The organism is Pseudomonas sp. PGPR N4 (assembly GCF_059693665.1).
Genome location: NZ_JCAUKV010000001.1, coordinates 1,803,108 through 1,829,278, shown reverse-complemented (window position 1 = coordinate 1,829,278; position 26,171 = coordinate 1,803,108). Strand labels below are relative to the sequence as shown.

General features: G+C 53.4%; 24 protein-coding genes and 1 pseudogene. 11 read left to right on the top strand and 14 right to left on the bottom strand.

Annotation, left to right across the window (positions count from 1 at the left end; all coding sequences use genetic code 11):
- Nucleotides 1–201: 201 nt before the first annotated feature.
- Nucleotides 202–1,356, bottom strand: a complete 1,155-nt coding sequence (locus AC58X1_RS08215; protein WP_497428656.1) for a molecular chaperone DnaJ — start codon at nucleotides 1,354–1,356, stop codon at nucleotides 202–204.
- Between the two features lie 196 nt (nucleotides 1,357–1,552).
- On the opposite strand from AC58X1_RS08215, the gene AC58X1_RS08210 reads away from it, so the two are divergent.
- Nucleotides 1,553–2,362, top strand: coding sequence for a hypothetical protein (locus tag AC58X1_RS08210; protein WP_497428655.1), 810 nt, complete (start codon nucleotides 1,553–1,555; stop codon nucleotides 2,360–2,362).
- A gap of 91 nt (nucleotides 2,363–2,453) precedes the next feature.
- On the opposite strand, the gene AC58X1_RS08205 is transcribed toward AC58X1_RS08210, so the two are convergent.
- The 5 genes from AC58X1_RS08205 to AC58X1_RS08185 all read right to left on the bottom strand — a co-directional run bounded on the left by AC58X1_RS08205 (nucleotide 2,454) and on the right by AC58X1_RS08185 (nucleotide 9,046).
- Nucleotides 2,454–3,248 (bottom strand): DUF1889 family protein, encoded by a 795-nt coding sequence (locus AC58X1_RS08205; protein WP_497428654.1) that lies wholly within the window; start codon nucleotides 3,246–3,248, stop codon nucleotides 2,454–2,456.
- Nucleotides 3,249–3,475: 227 nt separating this feature from the next.
- On the bottom strand, nucleotides 3,476–4,681 hold the full coding sequence (locus AC58X1_RS08200) for an XRE family transcriptional regulator (RefSeq protein WP_497428653.1): 1,206 nt from the start codon (nucleotides 4,679–4,681) through the stop codon (nucleotides 3,476–3,478).
- Nucleotides 4,678–5,334, bottom strand: a complete 657-nt coding sequence (locus AC58X1_RS08195; RefSeq protein WP_497428652.1) for a hypothetical protein — start codon at nucleotides 5,332–5,334, stop codon at nucleotides 4,678–4,680. The genes AC58X1_RS08200 and AC58X1_RS08195 overlap by 4 nt, the downstream gene beginning before the upstream one ends.
- Nucleotides 5,335–5,635: 301 nt before the next feature.
- Nucleotides 5,636–8,221, bottom strand: a complete 2,586-nt coding sequence (locus AC58X1_RS08190; protein ID WP_497428651.1) for a DEAD/DEAH box helicase — start codon at nucleotides 8,219–8,221, stop codon at nucleotides 5,636–5,638.
- A gap of 462 nt (nucleotides 8,222–8,683) precedes the next feature.
- The gene (locus AC58X1_RS08185; RefSeq protein ID WP_497428650.1) at nucleotides 8,684–9,046 is read right to left on the bottom strand and encodes a hypothetical protein; all 363 of its coding nucleotides are present in this window, start codon (nucleotides 9,044–9,046) and stop codon (nucleotides 8,684–8,686) included.
- Nucleotides 9,047–9,439: 393 nt separating this feature from the next.
- Between AC58X1_RS08185 and AC58X1_RS08180 the strand changes: the two genes are divergently transcribed.
- The gene (locus AC58X1_RS08180; protein ID WP_497428649.1) at nucleotides 9,440–9,817 is read left to right on the top strand and encodes a type II toxin-antitoxin system CcdA family antitoxin; all 378 of its coding nucleotides are present in this window, start codon (nucleotides 9,440–9,442) and stop codon (nucleotides 9,815–9,817) included.
- A gap of 62 nt (nucleotides 9,818–9,879) precedes the next feature.
- On the opposite strand, the gene AC58X1_RS08175 is transcribed toward AC58X1_RS08180, so the two are convergent.
- Nucleotides 9,880–10,338 carry a helix-turn-helix domain-containing protein gene (locus AC58X1_RS08175; RefSeq protein ID WP_497428648.1) on the bottom strand — a complete coding sequence of 153 codons (459 nt, stop codon included), beginning with the start codon at nucleotides 10,336–10,338 and terminating at the stop codon, nucleotides 9,880–9,882.
- Nucleotides 10,339–10,585: 247 nt separating this feature from the next.
- On the opposite strand from AC58X1_RS08175, the gene AC58X1_RS08170 reads away from it, so the two are divergent.
- The 6 genes from AC58X1_RS08170 (at nucleotide 10,586) to AC58X1_RS08145 (ending at nucleotide 15,260) form a co-directional block, all read left to right on the top strand.
- The gene (locus AC58X1_RS08170; RefSeq protein ID WP_497428647.1) at nucleotides 10,586–11,098 is read left to right on the top strand and encodes a hypothetical protein; all 513 of its coding nucleotides are present in this window, start codon (nucleotides 10,586–10,588) and stop codon (nucleotides 11,096–11,098) included.
- Between the two features lie 200 nt (nucleotides 11,099–11,298).
- Nucleotides 11,299–12,027 (top strand): metallophosphoesterase, encoded by a 729-nt coding sequence (locus tag AC58X1_RS08165; protein ID WP_497428646.1) that lies wholly within the window; start codon nucleotides 11,299–11,301, stop codon nucleotides 12,025–12,027.
- An 803-nt stretch (nucleotides 12,028–12,830) separates the two neighbouring features.
- Entirely contained in the window at nucleotides 12,831–13,475 is a 645-nt protein-coding gene (locus tag AC58X1_RS08160; RefSeq protein WP_497428645.1) for an HAD family hydrolase, read from the top strand.
- 882 nt (nucleotides 13,476–14,357) lie between these two features.
- Complete coding sequence (locus AC58X1_RS08155) at nucleotides 14,358–14,708, top strand: hypothetical protein (protein WP_497428644.1); 351 nt, start codon at nucleotides 14,358–14,360, stop codon at nucleotides 14,706–14,708.
- A gap of 53 nt (nucleotides 14,709–14,761) precedes the next feature.
- On the top strand, nucleotides 14,762–14,926 hold the full coding sequence (locus tag AC58X1_RS08150) for a hypothetical protein (protein ID WP_497428643.1): 165 nt from the start codon (nucleotides 14,762–14,764) through the stop codon (nucleotides 14,924–14,926).
- Between the two features lie 13 nt (nucleotides 14,927–14,939).
- A complete protein-coding gene (locus tag AC58X1_RS08145; RefSeq protein WP_497428642.1) occupies nucleotides 14,940–15,260 on the top strand; it encodes a hypothetical protein in 321 nt (106 codons plus the stop codon).
- A 132-nt stretch (nucleotides 15,261–15,392) separates the two neighbouring features.
- Here AC58X1_RS08145 and AC58X1_RS08140 read toward each other — a convergent pair whose 3' ends face one another.
- The 7 genes and pseudogenes from AC58X1_RS08140 to AC58X1_RS08110 all read right to left on the bottom strand — a co-directional run bounded on the left by AC58X1_RS08140 (nucleotide 15,393) and on the right by AC58X1_RS08110 (nucleotide 22,925).
- On the bottom strand, nucleotides 15,393–16,106 hold the full coding sequence (locus tag AC58X1_RS08140) for a methyl-accepting chemotaxis protein (protein WP_497428781.1): 714 nt from the start codon (nucleotides 16,104–16,106) through the stop codon (nucleotides 15,393–15,395).
- A gap of 144 nt (nucleotides 16,107–16,250) precedes the next feature.
- Nucleotides 16,251–16,373 (bottom strand): annotated as a pseudogene (locus tag AC58X1_RS08135) (HAMP domain-containing protein); the annotation flags it as partial.
- Nucleotides 16,374–17,553: 1,180 nt separating this feature from the next.
- On the bottom strand, nucleotides 17,554–18,165 hold the full coding sequence (locus AC58X1_RS08130; RefSeq protein WP_497428641.1) for a dimethylsulfonioproprionate lyase family protein: 612 nt from the start codon (nucleotides 18,163–18,165) through the stop codon (nucleotides 17,554–17,556).
- 32 nt (nucleotides 18,166–18,197) lie between these two features.
- The gene (locus AC58X1_RS08125; RefSeq protein WP_497428640.1) at nucleotides 18,198–19,301 is read right to left on the bottom strand and encodes a polyamine ABC transporter substrate-binding protein; all 1,104 of its coding nucleotides are present in this window, start codon (nucleotides 19,299–19,301) and stop codon (nucleotides 18,198–18,200) included.
- 455 nt (nucleotides 19,302–19,756) lie between these two features.
- Entirely contained in the window at nucleotides 19,757–20,116 is a 360-nt protein-coding gene (locus AC58X1_RS08120) for a cupin domain-containing protein (protein ID WP_497428639.1), read from the bottom strand.
- 9 nt (nucleotides 20,117–20,125) lie between these two features.
- Entirely contained in the window at nucleotides 20,126–22,186 is a 2,061-nt protein-coding gene (locus tag AC58X1_RS08115) for an oxidoreductase (RefSeq protein ID WP_497428638.1), read from the bottom strand.
- 265 nt (nucleotides 22,187–22,451) lie between these two features.
- Nucleotides 22,452–22,925 (bottom strand): hypothetical protein, encoded by a 474-nt coding sequence (locus tag AC58X1_RS08110; RefSeq protein WP_497428637.1) that lies wholly within the window; start codon nucleotides 22,923–22,925, stop codon nucleotides 22,452–22,454.
- 624 nt (nucleotides 22,926–23,549) lie between these two features.
- Here AC58X1_RS08110 and AC58X1_RS08105 point away from each other — a divergent pair.
- From AC58X1_RS08105 to AC58X1_RS08095, 3 genes are all read left to right on the top strand, one after another.
- A complete protein-coding gene (locus AC58X1_RS08105; RefSeq protein ID WP_497428636.1) occupies nucleotides 23,550–24,098 on the top strand; it encodes a helix-turn-helix domain-containing protein in 549 nt (182 codons plus the stop codon).
- Between the two features lie 332 nt (nucleotides 24,099–24,430).
- Nucleotides 24,431–25,180 carry an electron transfer flavoprotein subunit beta/FixA family protein gene (locus tag AC58X1_RS08100; protein WP_497428635.1) on the top strand — a complete coding sequence of 250 codons (750 nt, stop codon included), beginning with the start codon at nucleotides 24,431–24,433 and terminating at the stop codon, nucleotides 25,178–25,180.
- Nucleotides 25,180–26,109: an electron transfer flavoprotein subunit alpha/FixB family protein gene (locus AC58X1_RS08095; protein WP_497428634.1), complete on the top strand. Its 930-nt coding sequence runs from the start codon at nucleotides 25,180–25,182 to the stop codon at nucleotides 26,107–26,109. Before AC58X1_RS08100 ends, AC58X1_RS08095 begins: the two co-directional genes overlap by 1 nt.
- The last annotated feature ends 62 nt before the right edge of the window (nucleotides 26,110–26,171 follow it).

The following is a 26,171-nucleotide window of genomic DNA, read 5'->3' as shown; positions in this document are numbered from 1 at the left end:
AATTTTGGCTGATCCTGACTCTGGCACTGACGGCTTAAATGCTAATCGGTATGCAGTCAGCACCATGCGCTCTCCTGTCTTCCCTGGCACCCATTGAGCATTTGTACACGCAACTCAGACCCCACCTCGCGAGAGTCCCAGCCTCCTTACATATAGAAGCTGTAGCTGACCTGTGGCTTCACCACCTTTGTCGTTCTTGGCTCATAGCGCGGGCACACCGCCGCTATTAGTAGTAGTGCTCTCCGGAGGCTGGGCCATACGCAAGGCCTGCGCCCTTACCTGGGGTTCACATTTGTGGCAGGCAAAGTACTTGATTGTTTCCATGTCGCCTGTGACAAATTCTTCGCATCTACTGCATGCGACTGCTCCCCAGCCACGGTCGAAGCACGATACGCAACTCCACATACCGTCGATGAAAAATACTGATGGCTCAGCGTGCTTACAGCTGTGGCAGGATGCGATGTGTACCTGGCCTTCCTCGCACCAAGCGTCTCCCTCGGTAAAGTGTTTGGAGCAGAGGTCGATCAGGACATCGGTGGTTATTTCATGACCGCAGCCCCGGCAAACGCTGTTGCCCTGCTGAAAAAACTTAAATGGAGTGCCGCATTCAGGGCAGGGAAGTTCTGCGTTGCATTCCACCAACGCGGTGTCATCAACCCCACAGACCATACAGGCATAGTCAGTGCCCCACGCGTGTGCCTCACCCTCAATTGCGGCAGGCATGTGGCAATGACCGCAAGGAACGATGTTTTTGCCTTTCTTGACTTGGATTTCGATCTCGGGCTTAAGGATTTCAAATCGGGCTTTGATGAACTCACCCTGACGCATCATGCGTTGGTTGAGTACATGTAGTTCGGCTGCATAGGGCTGGAAGATAGCTTCCCATGGCCCGCTCAACAGCGCATGCAGGTAGTGCCAAGACGCCCACGCCTCCGCGATCACACCGGCCTGTGTCTTGCTCGGATTATCCATGCCTGAGTGAGCGAAATGGACAATCTGATTGCGATGCTCACCCAGTGCCTTGAAATTTTCAGAGGCATCCTTGTGGATTTTGTCTCCTAGAATCGATTCGATTCGCTTCAGCGCGTCATCCAGGTAGACAGAAAGGAAATCACCTACGGCAAGGTTTTGAAGGTCGCCGGTCTCGGGCTTGGACAGCATCAATGTCCAGTGCTCTTTCATTAGTCGGGCTTTCAGGAACAGCTCGATCGCCGTGTACAGGTCGACAATGGCATTCTTGGGTTTGTGCTGGAGATGATCGATGGAGGTATTCACGAAGCCAAGGGCGTTCCGCACCAGGGCATCGAAAAGCTCTTCTTTCGTACGGCGTTCCTGTTTCAACCACCTGCGTGCCATAACCCCTCACCTTGTCTGTCTTGGTTTAATTGTGGGATTGTAGGGGCGAGTGCACCTCGATGGTAGCGCCTAGTGGCCAAGGCCTGATTACACGCACGGGTACCTATGGCGCGCTGGAAAAGTTTTGAATAGGTACCGACTCTGCAGGCGCCGAAAGCTAGCCTAAGGACACATAAAATCAGACAGGTATCACTGAGTGTCCCACGCATCCACCGAAGCGGTACAAAAATGCGAAATTCTACTGCGCACGATGATGGAGGATCTTCAGGCCAAGCGAATCTGGCCGAACATGTCCAACATCATCGACGGCATGCTCAAACGCCGAATCGAGCTTGCGGAGGTATACCAGGAGGTTCATGGCTCCCTAGCGCACTCACCCAGGGCTCTATACATTTTTTGGGATGTCTTCCTCCATGCTGCTGATGGTTGGAACCCCCAGAAGAATCACGCGGCACGGCAAGCTCGCGAGGAGTTGGTCGGAGTCAATCGCCGAATCAGCGAGCTCGCTGACCAGTTGGCGGCGCTGCTAGATCGGCGCAATACCATTCATAACTACACAGGCTTCCGTTCGAATACGCACTACCACATCATGGATATTGTGCACGAAGCGTCGGAGCACAATGGCCTGTATGAGAGCTACGTGAAGGAAGATGTGGAGCGCCTTCAATACCAGTACGACCTGAAGTACTGGCCGACATTGAGTGACGTAATCCAGACGATCGGTTCCGACTCTGAGAGGGCAGAAGTATCCGCCAATGACCCAGCTACTGCAGCTGCTACAGCGAGCCGGAAATCAGGGCGCTCAGACTTCGTGAGGGCGTTCATGGCACGGATTGACGGCAATAGAGTTGAGGAGTGTGGTTTCATCCCCAATGACTTCGCGCTCTCTGACAGCTGTATGGCCTCGCTCGTCAATTGTGGCCTGGATTTGGCTCCCGATGAACTGGTGGACGCCGACTTCATCAAGCGGTTTCGACAACGACAGCGCCAAGCGAGGAAGGCCTAGCTGGATGTGCGTCGGGGCAGCATCACATAGGGCGGCGTGACCAAGTGAATGCCCGATGCTGGCCCGGTTAGGAGGGGGCGGAAGCTAGCTGTCAGTCGATAGGATGTTGCGGCTTCGCTGCCTCAGTCCAGCGCAGATAGAGCTGCTCGGCGTGAGCCGGATTATCGAGCTTCGGTTTTGAACGCAAAGCGAACGTCTTTTCAGCCAAGGTCTCCAGCCGCTCTGCTGCTTTCGGCAGCCAGCCATTCTTGATCGCCCACAGCTTGATGTTTTCTGCCGGTTCTTGATGGTTGCGCGAGCGCAGGATTCTAAGGGTGCGTTTGGCGTGGTCATCATCGGAGGCGTTCAAGACGGCGGTGCCCCGGTTGATGGCTGAGGTTAATGACTTCATTGCTTGCTCAACGATCGGATCGGCAATGAGCTTGATCGCGGGGGCGGCAGACTTCCCAGATTTTGCGGGCTTGCCCAGCACTTGGGGTGACCAGGTTCTATTCCAATTTTCAATTGCATCAGGCATCCATGGGACAGCCACGACAGCCACCAGGTTTTGCAGCGAATCGATTTTGTCCATCATGTCCTGGCTGGCAAAGATGGCGATCAGCACGGAAGGTTTGGATACCCATTTCAAGGTCTTCATCGTTTCGCAGCGCATCTGGGCGCCGCTAGGCAATGTCACGGGTACTCCTTTGACCAGCTTACTGTGCATCGTCGCCCCTAGCGCCTCATGGAGAGCGCCAGAGGTGAGTGATGCTTTGGCGGGCACCAGGAAAATGACTTCGCGAGTGCCGGAGGTCTCGCAGAGACGGTCTGCGACTTTGACACCTGCCAGGACGTGCACAGGGCTTTGATTGGTATCGGGCAGGAGTAGCCGTTGTACGTTGGGCATGCAGTCGTCCTTGTCAAAATGGTCGTCACGCGCGTGAGCCAGGTCAGCTTTGAGAAACATGTTCCCCGTTGTTTGTACAATCAAACAGCGGCGGTGGGCACAGCTTCGTGAGGTCGACGGCGGGCTTGTAAGTGCTTGCAGCGGCACGCCTCGTACTGTCTTCCCAGCTGAGCCGCAACTAAGAATGTAGTGAGGCCGGAGGCTAAACGACTTGGCCTCCGTGAAAATCATCTACCGCGATTGAATGGCACCACAACTCCTGCATCTCGCGTTTTGTGCGTAGCGGTCACGGAACTACCGTTGTTCTTGAGCTTGGCCAAGTGCACTACTTCAGCGTTGCCACTGAGGTAGCGGCTCGGCAAGCCTGTCAGCATCTCGATATCCATTGCCGCCAGGCCAATGTAGCCAGCGACTCCGTTCACAGGTAAGACGCCTGAAGAGGCCAACAACTCGATGGTGCGTTTGAGAAGGCGCGGTTGCTCAGGAGCGCGCCCCTCATCACCGGGCTCTGCCTTTACCCCCCAACGGGCTGAGCGACGCTTGAAGAGTAGGCTTTTCGCGTCATCATCGATTACGTTCAACGCCCACAAGCGCATAACCATTGCAGCTACAGAAACACCCCAGCGCTGCTTGAGCAGTAGGAGGCTGTCCAGGGTGACGGGGCTCCTGACTTCCGAGGCGAATGTCTCTGCAGGGAGCAGGAAGGCACCAGCGAAACGGTGTGCCTGATCTTCCATCACTTTGTGGCGAACAGGGTCAGTCGACCGCTCAATTCCTTTGTGGAGGATCAGATGACCAAGCTCGTGAGCCAAGTCGAAGCGGCTGCGGAAGCCATTTTGCTTGTCAGCGGAAAGCAGCACGAGCGGACGGTTCAGCACCTGACTCCACGCTGACAGTCCCTCGATAGTTGCGACGCCAGTTTCTTCACGTACCAATATTACGCCAGCGCCTTCGACCGCCATTGCAAGGTCAGGTATCGCACGTCGACCTAGTCCCCAAAGCTCGCGACATTCATCAGCAGCTTCTTCGATATCGGCACTGGTGATCTGTTCCGGATCCGTGAACGTGCGCTTGGGCAGGTTCACATCAGGGAAATCCACGAACTCGCCCAGCGCGAGTGCGATATCCTGGGCCCATTCTAGGCGGGCTTCAAGCATCATTCGGGCGCTGGCATGCGCCGAGGCATTGCTTCGGAACAAGGGGAGAGAGCATTTCTCAGGTAAAGGGCGGGTAAACCACTCCGGGGCCACATTGATGACTTTAGAAAGGTTAGCCAATGCTTCGGCTTCGGGTGACTGCTGCCCGCTTTTCCACTTGCTCATGGTGGCAGGGGAAACCCCGACCATGCTCGCCAGTGCGACTTGAGAAAGGCCGCGAGCCGAGAGCGCCTGTACAAGCCGGCCCGGCTCAAACCCTGTAATTCCACGACTCATGATTCTGTATCTTTTCCTGTTTCGAGAAGGCCCGTTTCCAGCACACCTGTTTTGAGCTTTGGCATGGCCAAGTCGACTTGCTGAGGTGTTTCGTCGTAGCGAGCCAGGAACTTAGTCAACGGCTCCCGGAAAAGCCAGCCCTTCATTTCCGCATCCGGTACCGCGATGTGGATTTCTATAGGGCGTTCCGGCTGATTGGTGAGCGATCCGGTGAAGCACGCAACGAAAAAAAACGTACCGGAGGTGATAGGTTCCGGAGCAAACAGCGATGGCTGAACCAGTTGCGTCATGGCCTGATTCGCCTCCGCGAGTTGACGACGGGTGGCGCCGCGCCGGATGTTGTTCCACAGGGTGGACGACATATTTACCCGACCGAACTTGAAGATGCCGGCGTGGCCTAGCACGACGCCATTGCCTTTGAGGGGCGTATGGACTGCGTCGGCGGCACGCAGCATCTCCTCAAAAGACTCGTTCATGTGGAAAGCCCGCATCTGCCCTAGCGCATTCTTCCGATGATTACTGTCCATGTCCTTCGTATCCAAGTAGGCACGAAGCGCACCTGCCTCGCAGGCATCCTCGGCACCCATGACAAGGTTTCGAGGGACGTGGTGAATCAATAATTCGGGAATGGTGGGTTGGCGGGTTTTGGTCATGTAAAGGATCTCAGGTTTCGGATGGCGGGATTATACCCTTGAAAAGTTTCGTGTAAACAGGGGTGCCCCGCGATTTGTGACTTCATCAGCCGAGGGCGAGGGTTCGTTTGCGTTGGCCATGGCAGATGAAGCGCAAAGAGAAATTACTTAGCTATCGTCTCGCCAACCTGTGGAAGACGGTTGGCATGGGCTGGGTGGCTCTCGGGTCGAGAGCAGTCTCGCAAGCCTGTTTTACTTCAAAGGCGTGAATGACCATACGAGAGGTGCTTTGCCTGCTCCCGTATGGCTAGTTTCTGCTGGGCTAAACGGCTTGCATGCGCTGTTCGACCGGGGTGGCTTGGACATGTCGGCAGATAGACGCGAAGTCGACCGCCTGCTGCTTTAGTACGTCCATCGCCTGTGCTTGCCAGACTAAGTCACCCTGCTCAAAGAAGCTTGATCTGAGCTTGCGCACGACTTGGAGAGCATGCGCTGCAAAATTGCAAAAATTACCGAGCTCCCAATACAGCAAGCCAGCAGCGTGAACCAGTGCCGCGTGGCTGATCTTGGTCGCAGGGGTAACTAGTACTGTGAGGAATTCGCACTGTGAGGATTCGCTGACGTTTGCTCGCATCCAATCCGGGTGAGAGGTAGCTTGCCTTGCTTTGTTCACGTGCAACGTTCCATCTGTGGTGTTGACGTAGTCCTCGAAGACAATGCACTTGGTATCACAAATCCACCATGGATCCGGCGAGCCGTCACTTTCAACCTTTCCTGCATTGAAGCCTAAAAGCCCCCCAAGGTCTTTTTGCGCTTGCTCGAACGTGTCGGGATGTCGAAGCCCATCTAGGATGGACATCTCTAGCTTGGCAAAATCACGATCATGGGTGGCGCCAAGTCGAGTTAGTTCAGCGCCCAATCGCTCGACCTGGCGTTGAAGAGCAATATCATCTTCCTGAACACTGACTGCTTCACTGACCTCACGGCGAGCAAACGCTGTGAGCCATGGGATAGTGGGAGCACACTTGTGCGCATCGCTGAAATACTGTCGTGACTTTGCTGCCATAGAGGAGTTACCAGCCTGCGCACCGAGGTAGCACGTCGAACCAGCAAGGTAGTTCCAAAGCGCTCGGTAACCTCGCAGATCAGCAGAGGTTAGGATCCCTAAAACGCGCTCAGCGGCACCAACTGCCTCGTCATAATTATGGTTCCAAAGCGCAGTCTGGTAATCGATTTCAGCTCCGACGGCATTCTCCAACTCTGCGATCGCTGGCAAGAACGTCTGCTGAGTGCGATCGCGCTCATCAAGGATCAGTCGGTTGACCTGTTCCCAGTCCCTGCCGTTTGCCAGGAAGATTTCGAAATTCTCGATTATGTCGGCAAGTTCAGTGCCTCGGGACTGCTCTGCCCCAAAGCTGATTTCTGCCTGGAGTTCCGGGTGGAAAAATGGTCGACGGCGCAAGTCTGCCAGATAGTCAGGTAGCTCATCGCCGGAAACTACCACTGCAGAATAATCTTCAAGGGAGCGGGTACATCTCCCGATAGCCTGAACCACCCTAGTCTGGATTCGTTCGTTATAGAGCGCGTTAGCAGCCATCCGGGTCATCAGGAATCGCTCTTGCGCATTCATCGCTTTGGGAAGGCCTTCAATGAATAGCAGGCGGCATTCATCCCCAGCGAAGTCGATCCCGTCATATCGGTTTGCAACGACGGCTACCGCTTCTTTAGCCAGCGTGAAGTCAGCTTTAGATTCTTCAATATCCGTTGCGTGGAATACTCTAAATTTGAGGTTTTTATTAACTTCCTCAGCAACCTGCGCGGCTGCTTTATCGCTCGGCACAAGTACAACGCTGCGACTAGCTCGTCGCATCAGCTCACATCTAAGCTGTACAGTCTCCTCTGCGGTAAGGGACATCTCTGGAAAAATGAAGAAGCGGCGGCCAACACCTTGGGTGTCCCAACCGTCTGGTGCAGGGAGACGCATGATTTTTTTGCGGCCAGTGAGCCGTTCCAAGTCTCCTCCCGCACCTAGGGTTGCGGACATGTATATCCGTTGCTTAGCGTGGCCAAATGCGGGATGAGAGAATGTAGGTGGCAGGAGAGGCCTGATCATTATCTCTTGGGAAGATAGGTAGACGTGGCAGGCGTCAAGGTGGCTACGGATCAGTGACCATGAATAGGCAAGGTCGGTGTCCTGGGTATGGGCATCCAGAATCTCAATGATCTGGGGTGTAAGCTTCACCACCGTGGGCGTGGCAATTTTCTCGACCCAGTTACGGTCTACCACGTCTTCCCAGACGCCTCTCAGGCGCGAGAGGTCTGTGGCGGTCAGGTAGGGTGCGAAAGCATTGCTAAGAGCTTGATGCAATGCTGCGTACCGCCCTTCGAGGCGGTTAACGCGCAGCGTCCATAGATGCGCGATATAGTTTTCACTGGCGTGTGCATCGTCAACAAAGATGATGTCGGCTTGATTGAAGAATGGATTTGTATTGAATAAAGCTGAATAGGTGGTGACTGCAATTTTTTGCGCTTGGAGGTAATCCGTTTTGGATGCAGGGGTGAAATCTCTCTTGCTGCCCACAAAAGTTGACACCGAAAGGCCATATTTTTTCTCTGCTTCTTCGGCTACCTGATAGACCAGTTGCTTGGTGGGGCAGAGGTAGATTACGCGTTCCCTGTACTTGCGACGGCGCCACTCTGCGATCAGTAGCCCCACCAAGGTCTTTCCGCTACCTGTAGGCAGCTGCAATGCTACATCCTCGGCGTTGACAGCTTTTGCAGCATAGGCCTGCATCATCTGGGCCTGGTGAGGCAGGACGTCCGGGAATTTTCTTCGAGGTAGCTCCCGGAAAAGCTTATCCGGCGAGTCAGGAACAGAAGTACCTGTAGTGGGGATCTTGAAAGCCATGTTCACTCCTTGTGTGCGCCTTGGGGCATGCCTGCCGGATTCATGGTGCGACCTTCAATCACATTCTCTGAACGTCCGGTGGAGCCAATTTATAGCAGGCTCGGCTTCCGAATGTTGAGTCATGGCTTTCACGGTGTGATTGGTTGAGTCTGCGGACAGCTTATGTTGCGATCGCCCGTACAATAACCTCTTGCTACTGGCACATTACGTGGACTGAAAAGGTGCCTGCGTCCGAGAAGGCCAGCCGTCATATCGAGGGGTATGAAACTTTCTGGAGGATCGAGGGCCCTCGAACTGCATCGCGTTCGGACAGCATCATGCGCAGGGTAGTAAAGGACGGTAGTCATGGCGCGCACCAAGGTTGTCAAGACGGGGTAGGGGGTAATAGCAGTTTAAAATTGCAACCTCTCCGGCTCCAGAATGCAATCCACCCGGGACACCCCATCGCACCATGTCCCCAGCTTACGCCCGGGACGTGTCCAACTCGTCAAAAGGCCGTATAGCCCGTGCGTTATCAAGCCAGTCCTCAGGGTCTTCAAGTTTCTCTCTGACGTAGTCACCGTCGCGATTGCGGTAGCCGAAGGCCAAGTACCGAAGATTTTCACGGTGGATCATGTAAGCCGCCGTGACCCTAGCCTGGCAGGCATACTCTGCTCCATCGAAGACGGGGGCGAGCAGACCCATCCTGGCCAGCGTGAGCTCAGTCTGCTCTCGCACAAACTCGACGAAGAGTTGCTGTGTGTCTGCCACCTCTGATTTGAGCCCCTTGGGCCGACCATCTTCATGTTCCAGGCCGTAGAGGTAAGCCGCCTGCTGAGACTCCACAAACAATACATCCTTGAAAACCCGGCATGCTCCTCCAGGCTCGCAAGCCTTAATGTCAGCGAGCCAAAGCTCGTCATGCTCGGAGTCTGGGAAACGCCCTGCGAAACGTGGGTCTGAGGCTGAGTAGATGGTGGCTGGTGTGATGCTATCCTGCAGGGTTGTGCTCCCAAAAATGCCGTCGAGTGTCGTCCGTCATCGAGTGTAGTCACTCATGGTGACGATCAATGACGACTATTCAGGTCATGGACTTGGGCGTTGAGGCGTAGGCTGGAATCTGACCCGTTACGCACGGGGAGTTTTAATGGCAAGCTAGCATTCACTTCCGGGGGCTTTACAGGCTTGGAGCTTCGAGTAGGACAGCCCATTCGCTCTGCGCATTATAGGAGATAAGCCATGCCACTCGGATACGACCCAAATGCCCCCAAACAGGCAGTCAAGCTTCTTGTTAACGGCGACCTGCTGGACAGGGCAGCGGCCATCGATCTGAACCTCTCCGCCGTCTTAGAAAACGCCATAGCTGAAGCTGTCGCCCGGTATCATGAAGGTGAGCAGGGCCTTGGAGAAAACCGAGACGCCATACTGGACGAATCCGTGGATCAGATTGACCCCAATGTGCTGACGGCAGCTATTGGTGTTTTCGGTAGCGCGACTCAAGCGAAAAAATGGCTGACCACCCCAGCGCGTGCGCTAGGCGACAAGCGTCCAGCAGAGGCGGATATTGAACAAGTCATGGATCTGATAGGGCGTATAGAACACGGGTTTGGTGCCTAGTAAATCGCGTCAGAATCGGCGCCTGTCAGCACGCCCGAAATCATCTCAGCCCCACATCTTGCTCAAAGCTCATGCCAATGCCGCTGAACGGTGGATCTTGGGAGCCTTAATTGCTTCGCTGCCTCAACCTGCGTCAGCCCCTGGCTTTTGAGCATCTGCACATCCGCGCGCGTAGCTGCAGCGCGAATGCTCGTTGGGTGTGTGCTATCTACGGCCTCTGCAGATGCCGGTGGAATCTGATCAGCCAACTCAAGGAGTTCTAATTCGCTGATTGCCTGCATCAGCACAGACCTGGGCGAGTCCTGAGAGTCAGAGGCTGTGGCAACGGCTACTAGAGCGGAAGGGGATAGGTCGAGCATATAGGCTAGGTCTGCTGCAACCTTGAGTGTTGGGCTGGTCTTCCCGCTTTCTAGCTGGCTGACATGCGACGCAGCAACCGTGCCGCTGAGATCCTTTTGCGTCAAACCTTTGGCCAGGCGGATCACGCGCAGCGCGGCGGCGAAGCCATTTTGAATCGACATTTGGCCTTCTCAAAAACAGACGGTATGCCTCGTTTGCCTGCGCTCGAACAAATCTATATATTGAGTCGTATGGGCTTTACGTTGCCGTCACGGCTAGCTTTTGGCATGCCGCACAGAGCGGCGCTTGAGCAATATGCCTGCGATGGTTGCCATGGCCCGTGGTGGCGTTGCCTTCGCGGGTTCGTGCGGAGGCGCAATAAAGATTTAAATTGCTTTATGAACAGGTTAGGCACTAGGGAAAGCCAGGATGTCAAAGCTGAAGAAAGTAACTGTCGTAGTTAAGAATTTTGAATTCCACTCATCCCAAAGCTGTGCAAATTTGTATAAAAAGGTTCGGCTAGAGGACGAGGACGGCAAGGTCTTTTATTACAAAGATCTGATTGTTCCTAAGTATCTTGAGAGTAAGGGGGCGTTCGTCCGCGATACTCCAAAAGTTTGGTTTATCAAGAATATCCATAAGTCAGCGGTGGTTCTGGTAGCTTTTGAGACCAAAGCGGGAAAGGTCGAATATGATCTGGATGAGGTTCGCGAGTTGTCGCGATCTGGGTTGTGGGCTGGGGTTCTGTGCGGTATCGCTGCGATTCCCGTAGGTATCATAGTGGCAATCGCCACGTACGGGCTCGGGCTGTTATTGATCCCATTGGGCTTTTATCAAGCGTATAAGCAAATTTTTAAAATTCCGGCAATTTTGAGTCGAAAGCAATTGTTGCAGGATTTTTCTCAGCACGGAATAAGTGTTAGCGAGGGTTGGTCTCGTTAGATGGTTTTTTGTCCATGGCGCTTACAGGCTTGGCTACGGCTACTAAGCACGCACTCGCCCCGTTGATCACAGTCAGTCTACCCAGATTCAATATAGCGAAAAACCGTCAATTAGAAGACCCATAAACCGCCGAGTGGCGGTTCTGAGGTTGGCCAGGAATGCCATTCCAGCCCGTTTCCTGGGAGGCAAAGGGTTCCCCAATGAAGATTTTGATTTACTCGGATTTGCACAACGAATTCGACTGCTTCGCCCCACCCGATATCAACGTTGACCTGGTCGTCCTGGCTGGAGATATCGATCTCCTGCACCGAGGGGTGAAGTGGGCAAATGACGCGTTCACGAGTGATGTGATTTATTGCAGCGGTAATCATGAGTTCTACAAAGGCCATCTCACTCGTACTCGCGAAAAAATGGAGGCAGCAGCAGCCTCGCATGTCCATGTCCTGGACAACCAGGTCTGGACGTCGGACGGTGTCCGATTTCTTGTTGCGACCGCTTGGACTGATTTCTCTGGAACAGGTGATGTGATGGCTGCTTCCAGCGCAAGCGTGCGGGAGCTGAATGACTTTCGAATGATCCGTACGGGTAGCGAATACCGTCGCATCCGGCCTGCGGATCTCATTGAGAAAAATCGAACAACTTACGAGTTTCTGTGCGAGCAACTCGCGATTCCCTATGCCGGCAAGACGGTAGTCATCACCCATCATTGCCCCATCCCAGAGGCCTCTGGGTCAGAGCATTCAGGACATTTGAACGCCGGCTATTTCAACCGCTGGCACCAGTTAGTTGACCAAGCCGACGTCTGGATCTTCGGGCATACCCACCATTCGCTCGATCAGTTTTTTGGGCAGTGCCGGTTGATCTCGAACCCTCGGGGATATCCGTCCGAAGAAACGGGCTTTGACCCTAGCAAGATTCTGGAGATTTGAAGTGTCGAAAGTAGCGAGGAGCTCGGCGGGTGACGTAACTCCCATCCCTCTACAAGTCTTAGCTGCGAAGCGAATCAAGTGGGGCGTTGTTATCGATGCGTACCTTACCGATGTTGCGAGAGTAGGAGCGCGATACTCGGCTATGGCTTTCTCGGATCGTGCGGGTCTGATTGAGGACGGAGAGACCGTCGCCACTCCGCCGGCCAAGGCTATCGCTGAGCAGCAGGGCTTCGTATTGCTCCGGAGCATTAGTGGCCGTGATCATTACGTCGTTGTGAATTGGCTGGAAGCCGATGAGGCCAGCACTCATGCCAGTCCATGAAATGATCCGGATCATGAGTCTTGGGGCGCTTTAGGGCGGGGCCTGTATGCCCCTGTATGAGGCAATCGCGTTCGCGCAGGCGGTGTCCGGATCACTGCCTATGAACTGTTGATACCTGATTCAGGATGGATTTGAACTCTTCCTCGATGGTCATTGAGGCGTTGGCAGGGGAGGGCAAGCGGTCATGTATGCTGCTCGCCAGCAATGTCCTGCTCTCCAATTCTGGAGCAAATATCAGGCTCATGATCGCCTGGCCTTTTTGCCGTACGGCCCGGAAAATAGGCATCTCAGAAAGATGAAACCTGTTTTTTGACCTGTTAACCATGGCAGTTTTCAAGTCGGAAAATCGGTTTACAGCCCTAAGTTGACTGAGGGTCACGTCTCGACTGAAAGGATTGGCAGAACAGATTCGGATACCGTTCTACAACTGGTTGCTCCGGGTAGTCGTGGAATTTGAGTCAGGTCGGTCAGGAGGAGCTTCATGATTTCAGCCGCCATATTTGATGCATTTGGTACCATCGTTCGCATCCGTGAACGCACCAACCCTTATGGTGCTCTGTTCAGAGAAGGTCGGCGACAGGGGGTGTTGCTCACACCCAACAGCGCTCATTTCGCGATGACGGCAAATCTCACTTTTGATCAGATGGCTGATCATCTGAGTATTGAGCTTTCTCCCTCTAAGCGAGCCGAGCTGAACGATGCGTTAGGGAAGGAACTGGCATCCGTCGAGCCTTACCCAGATGCTCTTGAGGCGATTGCCAAGTTCCAGGAATCTGGGGTGATCATTGGCATCTGTTCGAACCTCGCCCAGCCCTTCGGCTCTGTGATCAGGAAGGCCTTTCCGCACGTGCAGTGCCACGCTTTCAGTTATGAGCTTGCAATCATGAAACCCACCCCTGAAATCTATTTGGCCGTATGCCGAGAGATGGGCGTGGAGGCCGGTCATCGCAACGCTGGAGATGGGCGGGTGGTAATGATTGGTGACTCGAGAAAATGCGACAGAGATGGCCCTGGCAGTGTGGGAATAATGGGGTACCACTTAGACCGGTCAGGTTTGGGGCAGATCAGCGACCTCATGCAATTCACTGACAGGGTCATCGGGCACGACTTTACTGGTGAGTGGTAAGCATCCTGAACGGCGGCCAGCTAGCTCGTTCAGTTGATAGCTCAGGCATCCCTTTGGCTCACCCAAATACCGGGACGACCGTCCCGGACACATTGTTATTGAAACCCAATTAGGGGAGGGGTAACGACCTTTTCAGAGATCGATGAAATGCAGCCTTGTGCGGGCAGCGTCAGACTAACGTATGGTTTTGCGACATTTCATGTCAATTTCAGGTTTTTTTCGTACCCCACCCCCTTGAAAATTTTAAAGGACGACGGAGTTCTTTATTTGAGGGCAAGAGAAAAGCGGCAGTGGCCCAGACACCGCTTTTCCCACAGGCTACCACCGGCTTTTACTTCTGATATTTCCGGCTTCTGGATCACAAGGTTTTGAGTCCTTGGTTGCCTTGCTGGCACGCATGGCGGGGGTGGTAGGGGGATCGGCGTTTGGGGCCGTAAGGCCCTACTGCCTCTTTGAATACAAACAACCCTGCAATCCACATTTTTTTGAGTGGGAATGAGTCCGCGTGGAATCCCACGCAGGTCATCCGACGCGTGGGGGACTTTGGATGAGGTTGCCCAGCATTCTCAGAGGGCGGGGTGGGTGGTATTGGCACTGGTTGCCGATATAATCACGTGCAATGGATGACCCGAGGTCATCGCGATCCATTGGCCACCAGTAGAGCCTCCTGTAAGGCCTCCAAGGCGTCCTCTAAGCGTTGATCGTCGCGGCTGTCACCGCTTGCTGGCTTAAACGACTCGCAGTGTCTTAATAGGGCTTCCAGATCGTTTTGGTTCAGTTCAAATTCGATGTGCATGCTCAGGCTGTCTCGGTAGGTGTGATGATCGCGTTGCGCCCTGATCACAACACGATGCGATGGCGTAATAGAAGCGAGAATTAGCATTGGATGGTGATGTTGAAAAGCTCATGTGGCAAAAGGTGTCGCAGGTCTATGGCGACTCGTTGAGCGCAGTTTTGGGCCAGGCGTTGGCAGGCTACAAGCGCACTGCTGGACTTGATGATTTGACTCGTCTGTACCCCAGCACTGCTGGAATCCAAGCGCTGCAGGTCTTGAAGCAAGAATTGATTTCGCGCTGGCCTAAAGGCCATTTTGGGGATTCCGAGTCGTGTCTCGAACTGCGCTCACGGCTTCGCTCACACCTCATCCATTATCTACTGCGCCGGCTGGTCAAGGATGAGGTCGATACGCCCATTCTTCGAGACGCTCTTTTTGGGGGAGATGTAGGCGCATGATGGGGCTGTCGAATGAACAGGGTCAATGAGCCGGGCATGCCTCTGGAAGTACCATGAAGGATGGCAGTTCCCCCACGGCGCTGACTGAAGCAGACTTCGTGGAAATGATGCGACAGTTCGAATCGTCCAGCCGCTGGATGATTGAGCAACTGAAGTTGAAGCGTGAAGCTACAGGCTTGCCGATGCACAGTCGCCAGTGGCAGAAAACGATAGTTTGAGAAAGTCAAAGAAATGAGCGATACCCTCAGCGAGGAAGATATGCGTGCCGCGCTCTTCGGTACAGCAATTACCTCTGTTGGCAAGTCGGATCGGCAGCCAGAGTCGAAGTCCCAATTATCACCATCTCCTCAGGCACCAGCATCGAAGCCCCTTGTTTCCAGGTTGCGCGTAACTTTGCACGTCACGAAGGCCTACGAGGGGGCCCAGGAACTATTTGTCCACGAGGTAAATACGTTGAGTAGTTTGATTGCTGAAGCAGAAGCTAAGGCTGCGGCGAAAAATAATAAATTTCGTTATTTTGAGCTGGTTTCGATAAAGCCGGTGCAGGTCTGATTTCATGGCGCTTCCACATAAACTCCCATAAGGTACAGTGTAAAAATGAGCTTCCCTTGATCTCGTCTGTTGCGATCCCAAGGGGTGGCTCTATATATACTCAAGGGAGAAAATCTATGTGGCAATGTCTATTCAGATCTTGAACACATTCATCAGGCGATGTTGATTTTCAGCCAATGTCCACAGTTCGATGCTGGCCAGTGATACGGCTCCCGCATTTTTCGCAACGTAGTTTGCTACTGATCCGATATTGCTGACATTCAGATTGATCTCCTCTGCCACCGAGCTTTGTTCCTCTGCGGCACTGGCAATTTGTGCATTCATGTCGCTAATGACCGATACAGCTTGCGCTATTGTATCCAGTGCCTTCTGGGCGTCCTCGGACTGCCGAAGCGTAAGCTCCGTGCGGGTTTGACTCTGCGCCATGACCTCTACCACTTGCTGGGTTCCTTGCTGCAGTTGGGAGATCATGGCTTGGATCTCGTCAGTCGCTTTTCGGGTACGTTGGGCCAAGTGCCTGACCTCATCTGCTACCACCGCAAATCCTCGACCCTGTTCCCCAGCTCGTGCGGCTTCGATTGCAGCGTTGAGCGCCAGGAGGTTTGTCTGTTCTGCGATGCCGCTGATGGTTACCAGGATGGCGCTGATGCTTTCGCTTTCATCTGCCAGAAGCTCAACCACCTGTGTGGCCTTTTGAATTTCCAGCGCAAGCTGAGCACTGGCCTCTGCTGCGGAATGAACGATGCGCTTTCCATCTGCAGCTGCCTCATCTGCATGATTAGCAGCTTGGGCGGCTAGGCTAGCGTTACGCGCAACATCTTGGGCGGTTGCAGTCATCTCATGCACTGCAGTTGCCACGAGTTCAATCTCGGCGAGCTGCTTTTGCACCTCTGAGCTTGTCTGTGCGGCAATATCGGCGGTGCTCTGCGAGGAGTTGCGCAGCCCACTGACAGATGACGTGACTTGGTGAATCGTTGATTGAAGTTTGGATAAGAATGCGTTGAACCCGTCTGCTATCGCCCTGAGTTCGTCGCTTCTGCTGGAGACCAGGCGGCGAGTCAGATCCCCTTCGCCTTGGGCAATGTCATCAAGCATTGCGACCATCTGGCGCATTGGTCGCGCGATGCCAAAGCTGATCAACCAGATGACCCCTAAGCCGGCCAGCGAGACTGTCAGTCCTACCAGGGTCATCCCCCAGATGTCGTTTGCCCGCCTTTCACTCAGTTGGCTCTCTAATGCATGCAGGTCAGCCATTACCACATCGATAGGCAGGTCGAGCACGAGCAGCCAAGGTTTGGAGCCTTCTACGCTGAAAGGTTGCAACAGATAGATACGACCGTTCTCTCGATCAATCTTGAAGACTCCGTCGTCAGTCATCTCCATCTGAACGAGATCTTGCAGGGTGCCGCTGAGCACTCCACGGCTGTCACCACCCAAAATCTTGTCGTCTGCGCTGAACCCGACGATGCGCCGGTTACTGGACAGCAACGCGACCTTGCCGGCGCCACCGTAGAGTTCCTGGTTAGCCTGAGTGATGAGACGTTGGATGAACGCCAGCGATAAGCTCGCGCCTGCCACACCTCTGAAATTCCCGTCAGTGATGATAGGGGCATTGAAGCTGGACATCAGGGTCGGCTTACCTGCAACGTCATAAGGTGCCGGATCGATGGCGCAGGTGGAGAGGCTTTCTCGTGGACACAAGTAGTATTCACCCTCGCGTACGCCCGTAGAGAGCATCTTCTGGCTTTCGAGTTCGTCGCCGAGCGTAGCAAGCTGAGGTTGTCCAGAGGAATCGCGGTACCACCAGGGGGTAAACCTCCCTGAACCCTTGGACTCTGCTTCGGAGGTGCCAAGCTTTTCCTGATCGAAGGCGCCCGGCTCCCACGCGGTATACAGATCGATGAGCTCTGGATTTTCCAGCAAAATTTTGTGGGTGAGGTTGGTCATCTCCTTTCGCAAGCGTTGATTGGATGCGGATTGACCATCCTCCTCTGTGCTTAGCGAAGCATTGGTCTGAGCGACCGTTTTAGCAATCATCATGGGGTGGGCCAGTTCAGCTTGAACTTGAGCTACCTTCGCGAGTGCCAGCGATCTGAGTCGGGATTCCGTGGATTTTTCTAAGAGTTTTTCGGTGCTTTTTTCTACAAGAATCTTAGTCTCGGAGCCTGCATGAAGTGCATATATGACTAGAGCAGCAGCAACGGCGAGCACACTTACCCCGGCCAGCATCGCCACGGAATGCTGAATGGATTTAAACTTCATTTAAACTCCAACTGATCAATGAATAGTAGAGCTAGGCCGCTCCGGGGACGAAATCGGGGTCGCCGTACATGAGCCAAAGTGCTAGGAGTGGCGTGCCGACAGAACGCATTGAATGAAGCGAATTTGATGGGTTGTGAACAATCCCCCCGACTCCCGGTGCGAACCAATTTTGGTTCGGTTGCCACCATTCGCTTTCCGATAGCGCAATATAGAGCTCCTCAGGTTTGTGCCGATGTTTTGGATACACAATCTGAGGTTGCATCACCGTAATACCGAGCATGAAATCTTCACAAGTTGCCAGTCCCCTCGTTCCAAAAATTATGGCATTGAAATGACCCTCATGAAACTCGGGGTTGTCAACGGTGTTTGGTTTTTTGTACCAGTCCAGTTCATGCGCGACTACAGAAATACAGCTGGCCATGAGTCTAATATTTTCGGGAACGCTGGCGAGTTGTTTTCTTGCTGATCCTATGGCTGCCTTAGCCGCCCAGAAATTTTGATTTTCGAGTCGACTTTCTGTCAGGGGTTTGATATTTAAACGTGCTGTATTGAGCTGTATTTTTTGAGCGATATTCGGCGCAGCCTTGCGCAGGTGGATGTCAATGAGTTTCAGAAGGCATGTCAATTCAAATTTCAAATCCATGTCCTTAATGGCCTCTTGGTCAGAGACCCTCCTTATTTGCCACTCTTAATTTTGTTCCAAGCTCTGGTCTGAAGGCGGTTGACTGAAGGGGGCTGGATCTTGGCCACCACCAACCGTGCCATGGTCTGTGCATCAGGGTATATTGCAGTGTCATGCAAAATCTCTGGAGCGATGAATTGTTTGGCGTCGGCCACTGCATTCGGGAAGTGAACATAATTGGTAGTAGCAGCCATATTTTTAGGGTCTATTACGTAGTTTATGAAAGCCTCCGCGTTGTCGGTGTTCCTGGCGTCTGCCGGCACGGCCAGCATATCGACGCTAAGCTTCGCACCCTCTTTAGGGACTGTGAACTTTACCTGCACGCCATTTCGAGCTTCCTGAGCACGCGAGTTGACCATGCCAGCATCTCCTGAATAACCTATTGCTATGCAGATGTTCCCATTAGCAAGATCTGAAACATGCTTAGAAGAATTGAAGTAGGTAACATAAGGCGCAATTTTTTTCAGCAGGTTCTCAGCTGCCTTGAAATCATCTGGTTTTGAAGTGTTAGGATCCAGTCCGAGATAAATCAAGGCTGATGTGATGACTTCGTCAGGAGAGTCTAAGAATGCAACACCGCATTTTGAGAGTTTTTTTACTGTAACTACGTCAAAAACCGCTGACCAAGAGTCAATTCCGCTGCTGCCGATTAGCGCACTGACTTTCTGCGGGTTGTAAATCAGGCCCGTTGATGCCCACAGATAGGGCACGCCATAATTGTTGCCAGGGTCACTGGATTCCAGCTTGTTGAGAAATTCCGTATCGAGATATTTAAAATTCGGAATCTTAGTTTTATCCAGTTTTCTATAGACGCCAGCTTGGATGTGGCGTGCTAAGAATTGGTTCGACGGAACGACAACATCGTAACCGGTGTTTCCTGAGAGCAGTTTACCTTCAAGCGTTTCATTGGTGTCAAAAACATCATATACAACATTAATGCCTGTGCTCTCCTCAAACGACTGCTTTATACCCGGATCAATGTAGTCGCCCCAGTTGTAAACATTCACGACCTTCGTCGTGTTCTTTTGCGCCACTGCAACAGACTGTTGAGCAAGAATAGCAGTAACTATAGCGAGGCTAGTCAACGCATTTTTCATCTTTCGTCTCCTTCTATATCTCATCGTTGCTATGTGCCTAGCGCGCGATAAGTGATAAGTAAAGAATGACAACGCAGAAGTTAGCTCACATCATCATGGCATGCCTGGATGATCCGAGGAGTGTACTGACGCGGAAGAGATCAATGAATGAGAAGGAGTGGCCCTGTTCCAGTCGAGCGTTGACACTGGCGCTGAAGCGGGGAGCCTGGTCGTTGAAGCGCGGTAGTTATTGAGAAGATCAGACTTCATGAGTCTTTCCTCTTAGCTGGGGCTTTGCCTCTTTTTATCGACTCACTGTGGAACGGGGCGTGAAAAAAATCAAGAATTATCATGAATAAAAACAAATATTTTCACGATGGCTGGGCGAGGGGACGACGAATGGTCACCTCGCCAGCTGATAGCACCCAGAGCCTGCGCCATGTCTGGATGTAGGAGCCGCGTTGCGCGGCCCAGTCTTAAGCGATGACGAACAGCTTTTTCACAGTGCCAATGTTTTCCCAGACACCGCTGAAACCGGCGGGAATTACGAAGGATTCACCCGGGCCGTAATGAACAGAGTTCCCATGGTCGTCGGTCAGTCGTACATGCCCGTCGAGGATGTGGCAGAACTCATCCTGCTCTGAGGCGAAGCTCTCGCGGCATGCTCCTGCTTCCCACTCGCCCGAGATGAAGCCACGTTGCTCGTCAGAAAAATGCAACCAAGTGGCAGCTCTGTATTCGCCGGAGAGCACTTTCTCATGGCTTACAGTCTCATGAGCGGGCTCAACGCCGGAGCGGGAGAAGGAGACAACATCCTCAATTTGTTTAATATTCATTTCTACATCTCACGACTGGACAATGATTCTTTCACGACGGAATGCGATAGCTTCTTCGCTTTCCTCAAGTTCCCGTGCAGCCAGATGACCGCTGTACACCGCGCTGGCAATGATTCCTGGCGCAAAGCAGTCGCCAATGGCTCTCACCGTTTTGATGCCCGCTTCGTTTAGGGCGTCCTGGTTAGCGTTGAGCTCCAGATACAGGCCCTCATTGGGTGTGCGTTCAGTGACGAAAACAACTGCGTTGCCGGGTATGTGGGTTTCCTTGCCGGTATAGGTGCACGCGCTTGTGACCCCATTGTCTGAAAGGCCAGTCAAGGTTCGACAGGTAATGATGTCTACACCAAGCTCCATGAGACGTACCTGAGTACGACGTTGCTCCCATGTGAAATAAGACCATGGAGAGACGACGGTGGATGGCGTTACCACGCGGACTGTGCAACCTTGCTTGGCTAGGAGTTCTGCAATAACGCCACCCATATAATAGGTGTCGTCATCAAACACCACGACCTCACCGGTGGGGAGATGGCCACGCATGATGTCGTCCGGTGTAAAGACGGGAATAGAACCGAGCCCAGGCAACGGCTGATAGTGGGAGCGACCCACCCCGTCGTTTCGCCACGTAGCGCCGGTTGCCAGCAACACGTGCTGGAACCCAAAGCCTAGGACGTCCTCGGCAGACAGGGGGCTATCACGGTAGATATCTACGTTGGTCGACTTCAGCAGTTGTTGGATCCTGTAGTCGGCCACGCGACGCCATTCTGCCAGGCCTGGCAGCGCGCCTTCTTTCATTACCCGCCCACCCAATTCGGTGGAGGCTTCCGCCAACGCGACGGTATATCCTCGCTCACCCAGCGCTCGGGCAGCTTCCAAGCCTGCAGGGCCGGCTCCAACGACAAGCACCGCGTCATCCGATTTTTTCGGATTCATGCGTTCAGGGTGCCAGCCCCGACGCCACTCCTCACCCATGGTAGGGTTCTGGGTGCAGCGGATTGGTACGCCATTCTGATCCGATGAAACACAGATATTGCAGCCGATGCACTCACGAATGTCTTCGAGGCGGTTTTCTTTGATCTTGTTAGGCAGGAATGGGTCTGCGATCGATGGGCGTGCAGCCCCAATCAGGTCGATGACACCCGATTTAACCAACCGAACCATGGTGTCTGGTGAGGTGAACCGGCCTACGCCGACCACGGGCTTGCTGGTCACTCGCTTCACGAAGGAGATGTATGGCTCCTGGCTTCCTTCTTGAGCAAAGCGCGAAGGTGACGAGTCGTTCTCCCAATCACTGACGTTTACGTCCCAGAGGTCGGGAATCTCGGCGAGCATCTCAACGATCTCACGTCCTTCCACATCGAAGCGGATACCGCCGTCACCGAGCAATTCTTCGACCGAGAAACGCAGCGCTACGGCGCAAGTGTCACCTACGGCGTCTTTGGTATCCTCCAACACTTCTCGAAGGAGCCGCACACGGTTTTCAAGCGAGCCGCCGTATTGGTCTGTTCGGGTGTTGTAGCGTGGAAGGAGAAACTGCTGCAGTATCGATAGATTGTGCGCCGCGTACACATAGATGATGTTGAATCCGGCTTTCTTTGCCCGCAATGCGGCATTGCGGTGCCAGGTGCGGAACTCTTTGATGTCGCGAAGCGACATCCCACGGGCCTGGATCGGCTCTTCCAAAACGATGGAACGATGCGAAGGGGCCAGAGGCGGCATGCGCGAGTCTTGGTTGCCGAATGCGAGTCCAAGGTGTGCGAGCTCAATGCCGGCGAGGGCTCCGTGAGCATGGACTGCCTTGGTCATGGCTGCGATAGCGGGGATATCGCCATCGTCCCAGAGCCTTCCTTCAGCGTAGGGGCCTTGGTCAGACGTTGGGTGGATGTCGGTGATTTCTGTGCAGATCGATCCCCAGCCACCTTCCGCTTTAATCCCTCGCATTGCTGCCAGCATATTTGGACGAACGTGCCCCATGCCATTGCAATGAGGTACTTGGAAGAAGCGGTTTGGGGCAGTTACTGGGCCGATTTTTACGGGTTCGAAAAGGAGGGCGTATCGCGGATCTGTCATCATGGCTGGGAACCTCAGGGTGGCAGGAGCTGCACGCTCCTCACGTTGTTATGGCGCCACTGTGAAACCCGACGTGAAAAAAATCAAGAATTTTCATGAAATGAAGCGTCGTTTTTTCACGGACGGTCAGCAAGCCACCCTTTCACGAACGAGATGCTTTCCGTACAAGCGCTGACCCAATCAGTGACCGGGCGCGGTTGTGCATCACCCAAGTCAAACGATGCTGCTCGGAAATACGAAGCGAGGAAGGTAGTTGGGCCAGATTGATCTACGCCGACTTGATGGGGGAGTTGTCTTTCAAACCGTTGATGTACTGGATGAACCGTGGGTCGCCACCCTCTAGTAGACTATCCAATCGATCGGAAAAATCGTCTCTGCTGCACCACTGACGCATGTAGTTTTCCCATGCTGCCCATCTTCTGATTTGGTGTTTCGACATTTTTCTCGAATAAGACAAAATGTAAGCTTGTTCGAATAGAGACACCAGGAGCTCGAACAGCGCTCTTGACCGTTCTTCTTGGTCTGCGGTTAGTTCGATTTTTTCATCAGGACTTAGAAGTTTAAGATCAGAGTTTTTTAAAATCAGTATTAAGAACTCATTATAGCTTGAGGTAAGGCTCTCGTAGATTGCTCTGTCCTCGTCTTCGCGAGCTCTTGTACGTTGCATCCAATATAAGAAAATAGCGAATGGGAGTCCAAGCACAGTCACGAGCGCGCTCATCGTGGCGAGAGATTCTATCATATCCAAAGCACCTCAGTTTAATCGCCCAGGATCATCGTCGGATCAACTTGGCTAAGTTTATTGAGAGGAAAATTCGTAACAGTCTTCCCGTCAAAGGCTTTTGCAATGCCTACGTCCGATGCCAATGGCCCTCACCGTACCTATGCTGCCGTCATCAATGGATCCTGATCAGAAGTCCACGAAAGCATTAATCCTCTACCCACCTTTTCCTTGAGCGCTGATGATCCATCCATGCACTGAGCGTTCTGTATTGCCCAGTTCTTCCTCAGCGATTGAAGGTGGTCATGCGCCGTAATGCCACTGCGGATCTACGGTGCGGAATGGCCTTGGTGAACCTGCGAGCCAGCGGGCATCAAGAGCTTGACGATTCAGCTTCAGCCCCCCTCGACGGCCTCCTATCAATGCGGCAGCGCTGAGGTGGCATCAGGCTCCATACCGAAGGTGGCCTTCACTCTGAAATTCCCGCTGAAAAAAATCAAGAATATTCATGAAATCAGTCGGTGGTTTTTCACTCTCGACAGTTCCTGTATTGTTCGCAGCTAAGAGAAAAAATCGACTTTTGGGCTAGCTGGCGGTTGCGTGCGCCTGACTATCAGACCCTAACCTTGTCTTACGGAGCTTCCAATGAACGATCATGTCGCAGGTCTTAGGATCAAGTACCTGCGTAAAAAAAAGGGTCTCAGCCTTCAGCGGGTAGCAGATCACATTGGCCGCTCGGTGGGTTTCGTATCCCAAATTGAAAGAGGGCTTTCTCGGCCCAGCATAGAAGACATAGGTGCTATCGCTGAGCTCCTGGAGGTCGACTACCTAAGCTTTTTCACAACTGAAGAGGAACAGCCGTCTCACCGTTTTTTTGTGAAAAGATCCGAGCGCTCCGTCTTGGACTACCGAGGTGGGATTTCCGACGAACTGCTGTCACCAAGCATTTCCGGAAAATTCCACATGCTCATGACCGAGGTTGCACCAGGCGCGAAGTCCAGCGATGACCAAATGAAAGACGTCGGGGAGCAGGGTGGATTGATGCTGGAAGGCGAGCTTGAGTTCACAGTTGACGGCGAATTCTTCACGGTTGCCAGCGGCGACAGTTTCCAATTCGTGTCGGCTACCCCTCATAGCTATATCAATCGTGGTAAAAAGCCAGCAAAAATAGTGTGGGTATTTTCCCTCCGTTAGGAGATCTCTACGCACAAGCAGGGGCCCTGATTTCAGTTTTTTCACGAATGGTGTCCCGAGACAAAACGCCGCACCGGGGTCTTCTTGATTAATAAGACACTGATTTGAAAGGGTTTTCCAAAAAAACGACGAACGTAAATTTGAAATGCCTTGCCTACTCCGTGAAAAAATGAGTAAATTTTCACGGCGCTTCTGTTGAGCCTCCTGGCCAGCCTCCCCCCTTGGGGCGTAGCTGGTTCCTTCGACAGTCCCGTCAGTAGATTGCCGTCTCCCTCCACGGTGAGGGGAGAAGCCGGCGTTGCTGAAACCAGAGCACGCAAGGTAATAACAAGATGAAAGTATTGGTAGCTGTAAAACGGGTCGTTGACTTCAACGTCAAGGTGCGTGTCAAGCCGGACGACTCGGGCGTTGATCTCACCAACGTCAAGATGGCGATGAATCCATTCTGCGAGATCGCAGTGGAAGAAGCTGTGCGTCTGAAAGAGAAGGGTATCGCTTCTGAGATCGTCGTCGTGACGATCGGCCCCAATGCTGCACAGGAGCAGGTTCGCACTGCTCTGGCCCTTGGCGCCGACTCGGGCATCCTGGTCGAGACTTCCGAAGATGTTTCTTCTTTGGCAGTGGCGAAGCTGCTCAAGGCGGTAGTCGACAAAGAGCAGCCGCAGCTGGTCATTATCGGGAAGCAAGCCATTGACACCGACAACAACCAAACGGGTCAGATGCTGGGTGCTTTGACTGGTTACCCGCAAGGCACCTTCGCGTCCAAGGTTGAGCTGGCAGGCGATAAGGTCAGTGTCACTCGGGAAGTCGATGGTGGTTTGCAGACGGTTTCGCTGACCCTGCCGGCGATCGTCACCACTGACTTGCGCCTGAACGAGCCTCGTTATGCATCTCTGCCGAGCATCATGAAGGCCAAGAAAAAGCCTTTGGAAATTATCACTCCCGAAGCTCTGGGTGTATCGACCGCTTCGACAGTCACCACCATTAAAGTTGAATCCCCGGCGACGCGTACTGCGGGGATCAAGGTGAAATCTGTTGCGGAACTGGTTGAGAAACTGAAAAACGAAGCGAAGGTGATCTGATGGCTATCCTGATTGTTGCAGAACACAACGATGGTAGCCTTGCTGCTGCCACTCTCAATGCAGTCACAGCCGCTCGCCAGATAGGTGGTGATATCCACATTCTGGTTGCAGGCCAGGGTGTAGGTTCGGTGGCCGAAGCTGTGGCTCAGGTAGAAGGCGTTGCAAAGGTGCTGGTAGCAGATGCCGCGCATTTTGCTCACCAGTTGCCGGAGAATGTCGCCCCCCTGATTGCCGAAATGGCAAAGCAATATTCTCACGTCATTGCGCCTGCCACCACTAACGGCAAAAACTACCTGCCGCGTGCGGCTGCGCTGCTGGACGTGGATCAGATCTCCGAAATCACCGCCGTTGTAAGCGCCGATACTTTCAAGCGCCCGATCTATGCAGGTAATGCGATTGCCACGGTGCAGTCGAACGCGACGATCAAGGTGTTAACCGTGCGCACAACCGGCTTTGATGCTGCCCCTGCTCAGGGTGGCAGCGCAGCCATCGAAATCGTTGGCGTGGGTGGCGATTCAGGCAAGTCAGCCTTTGTCGGTGAGGAGCTTGCCAAGTCCGAGCGTCCTGACCTGACCTCTGCGAAGGTGGTTATCTCCGGTGGTCGCGGGTTGCAGAATGGCGAGAACTTCAAGCTTCTTTATGCCGTGGCTGACAAGCTTGGGGCTGCTGTTGGTGCTTCGCGCGCAGCAGTGGACGCTGGTTACGTAGCCAACGATATGCAGGTTGGCCAAACCGGTAAGATTGTAGCGCCACAACTCTATATCGCGGTTGGTATCTCTGGTGCGATTCAGCACTTGGCGGGTATGAAAGACTCCAAAGTCATTGTTGCGATCAACAAGGATGAAGATGCGCCCATCTTCCAGGTGGCTGACTATGGCCTGGTCGGCGATTTGTTCGAATTGATGCCTGAGCTGGAAAAAGCGATTTAAAAGGATTGATTGCGTTTTAAACGTTCATCGAACCCTCATTTATAGCCGGTTCGCCGGCTTTT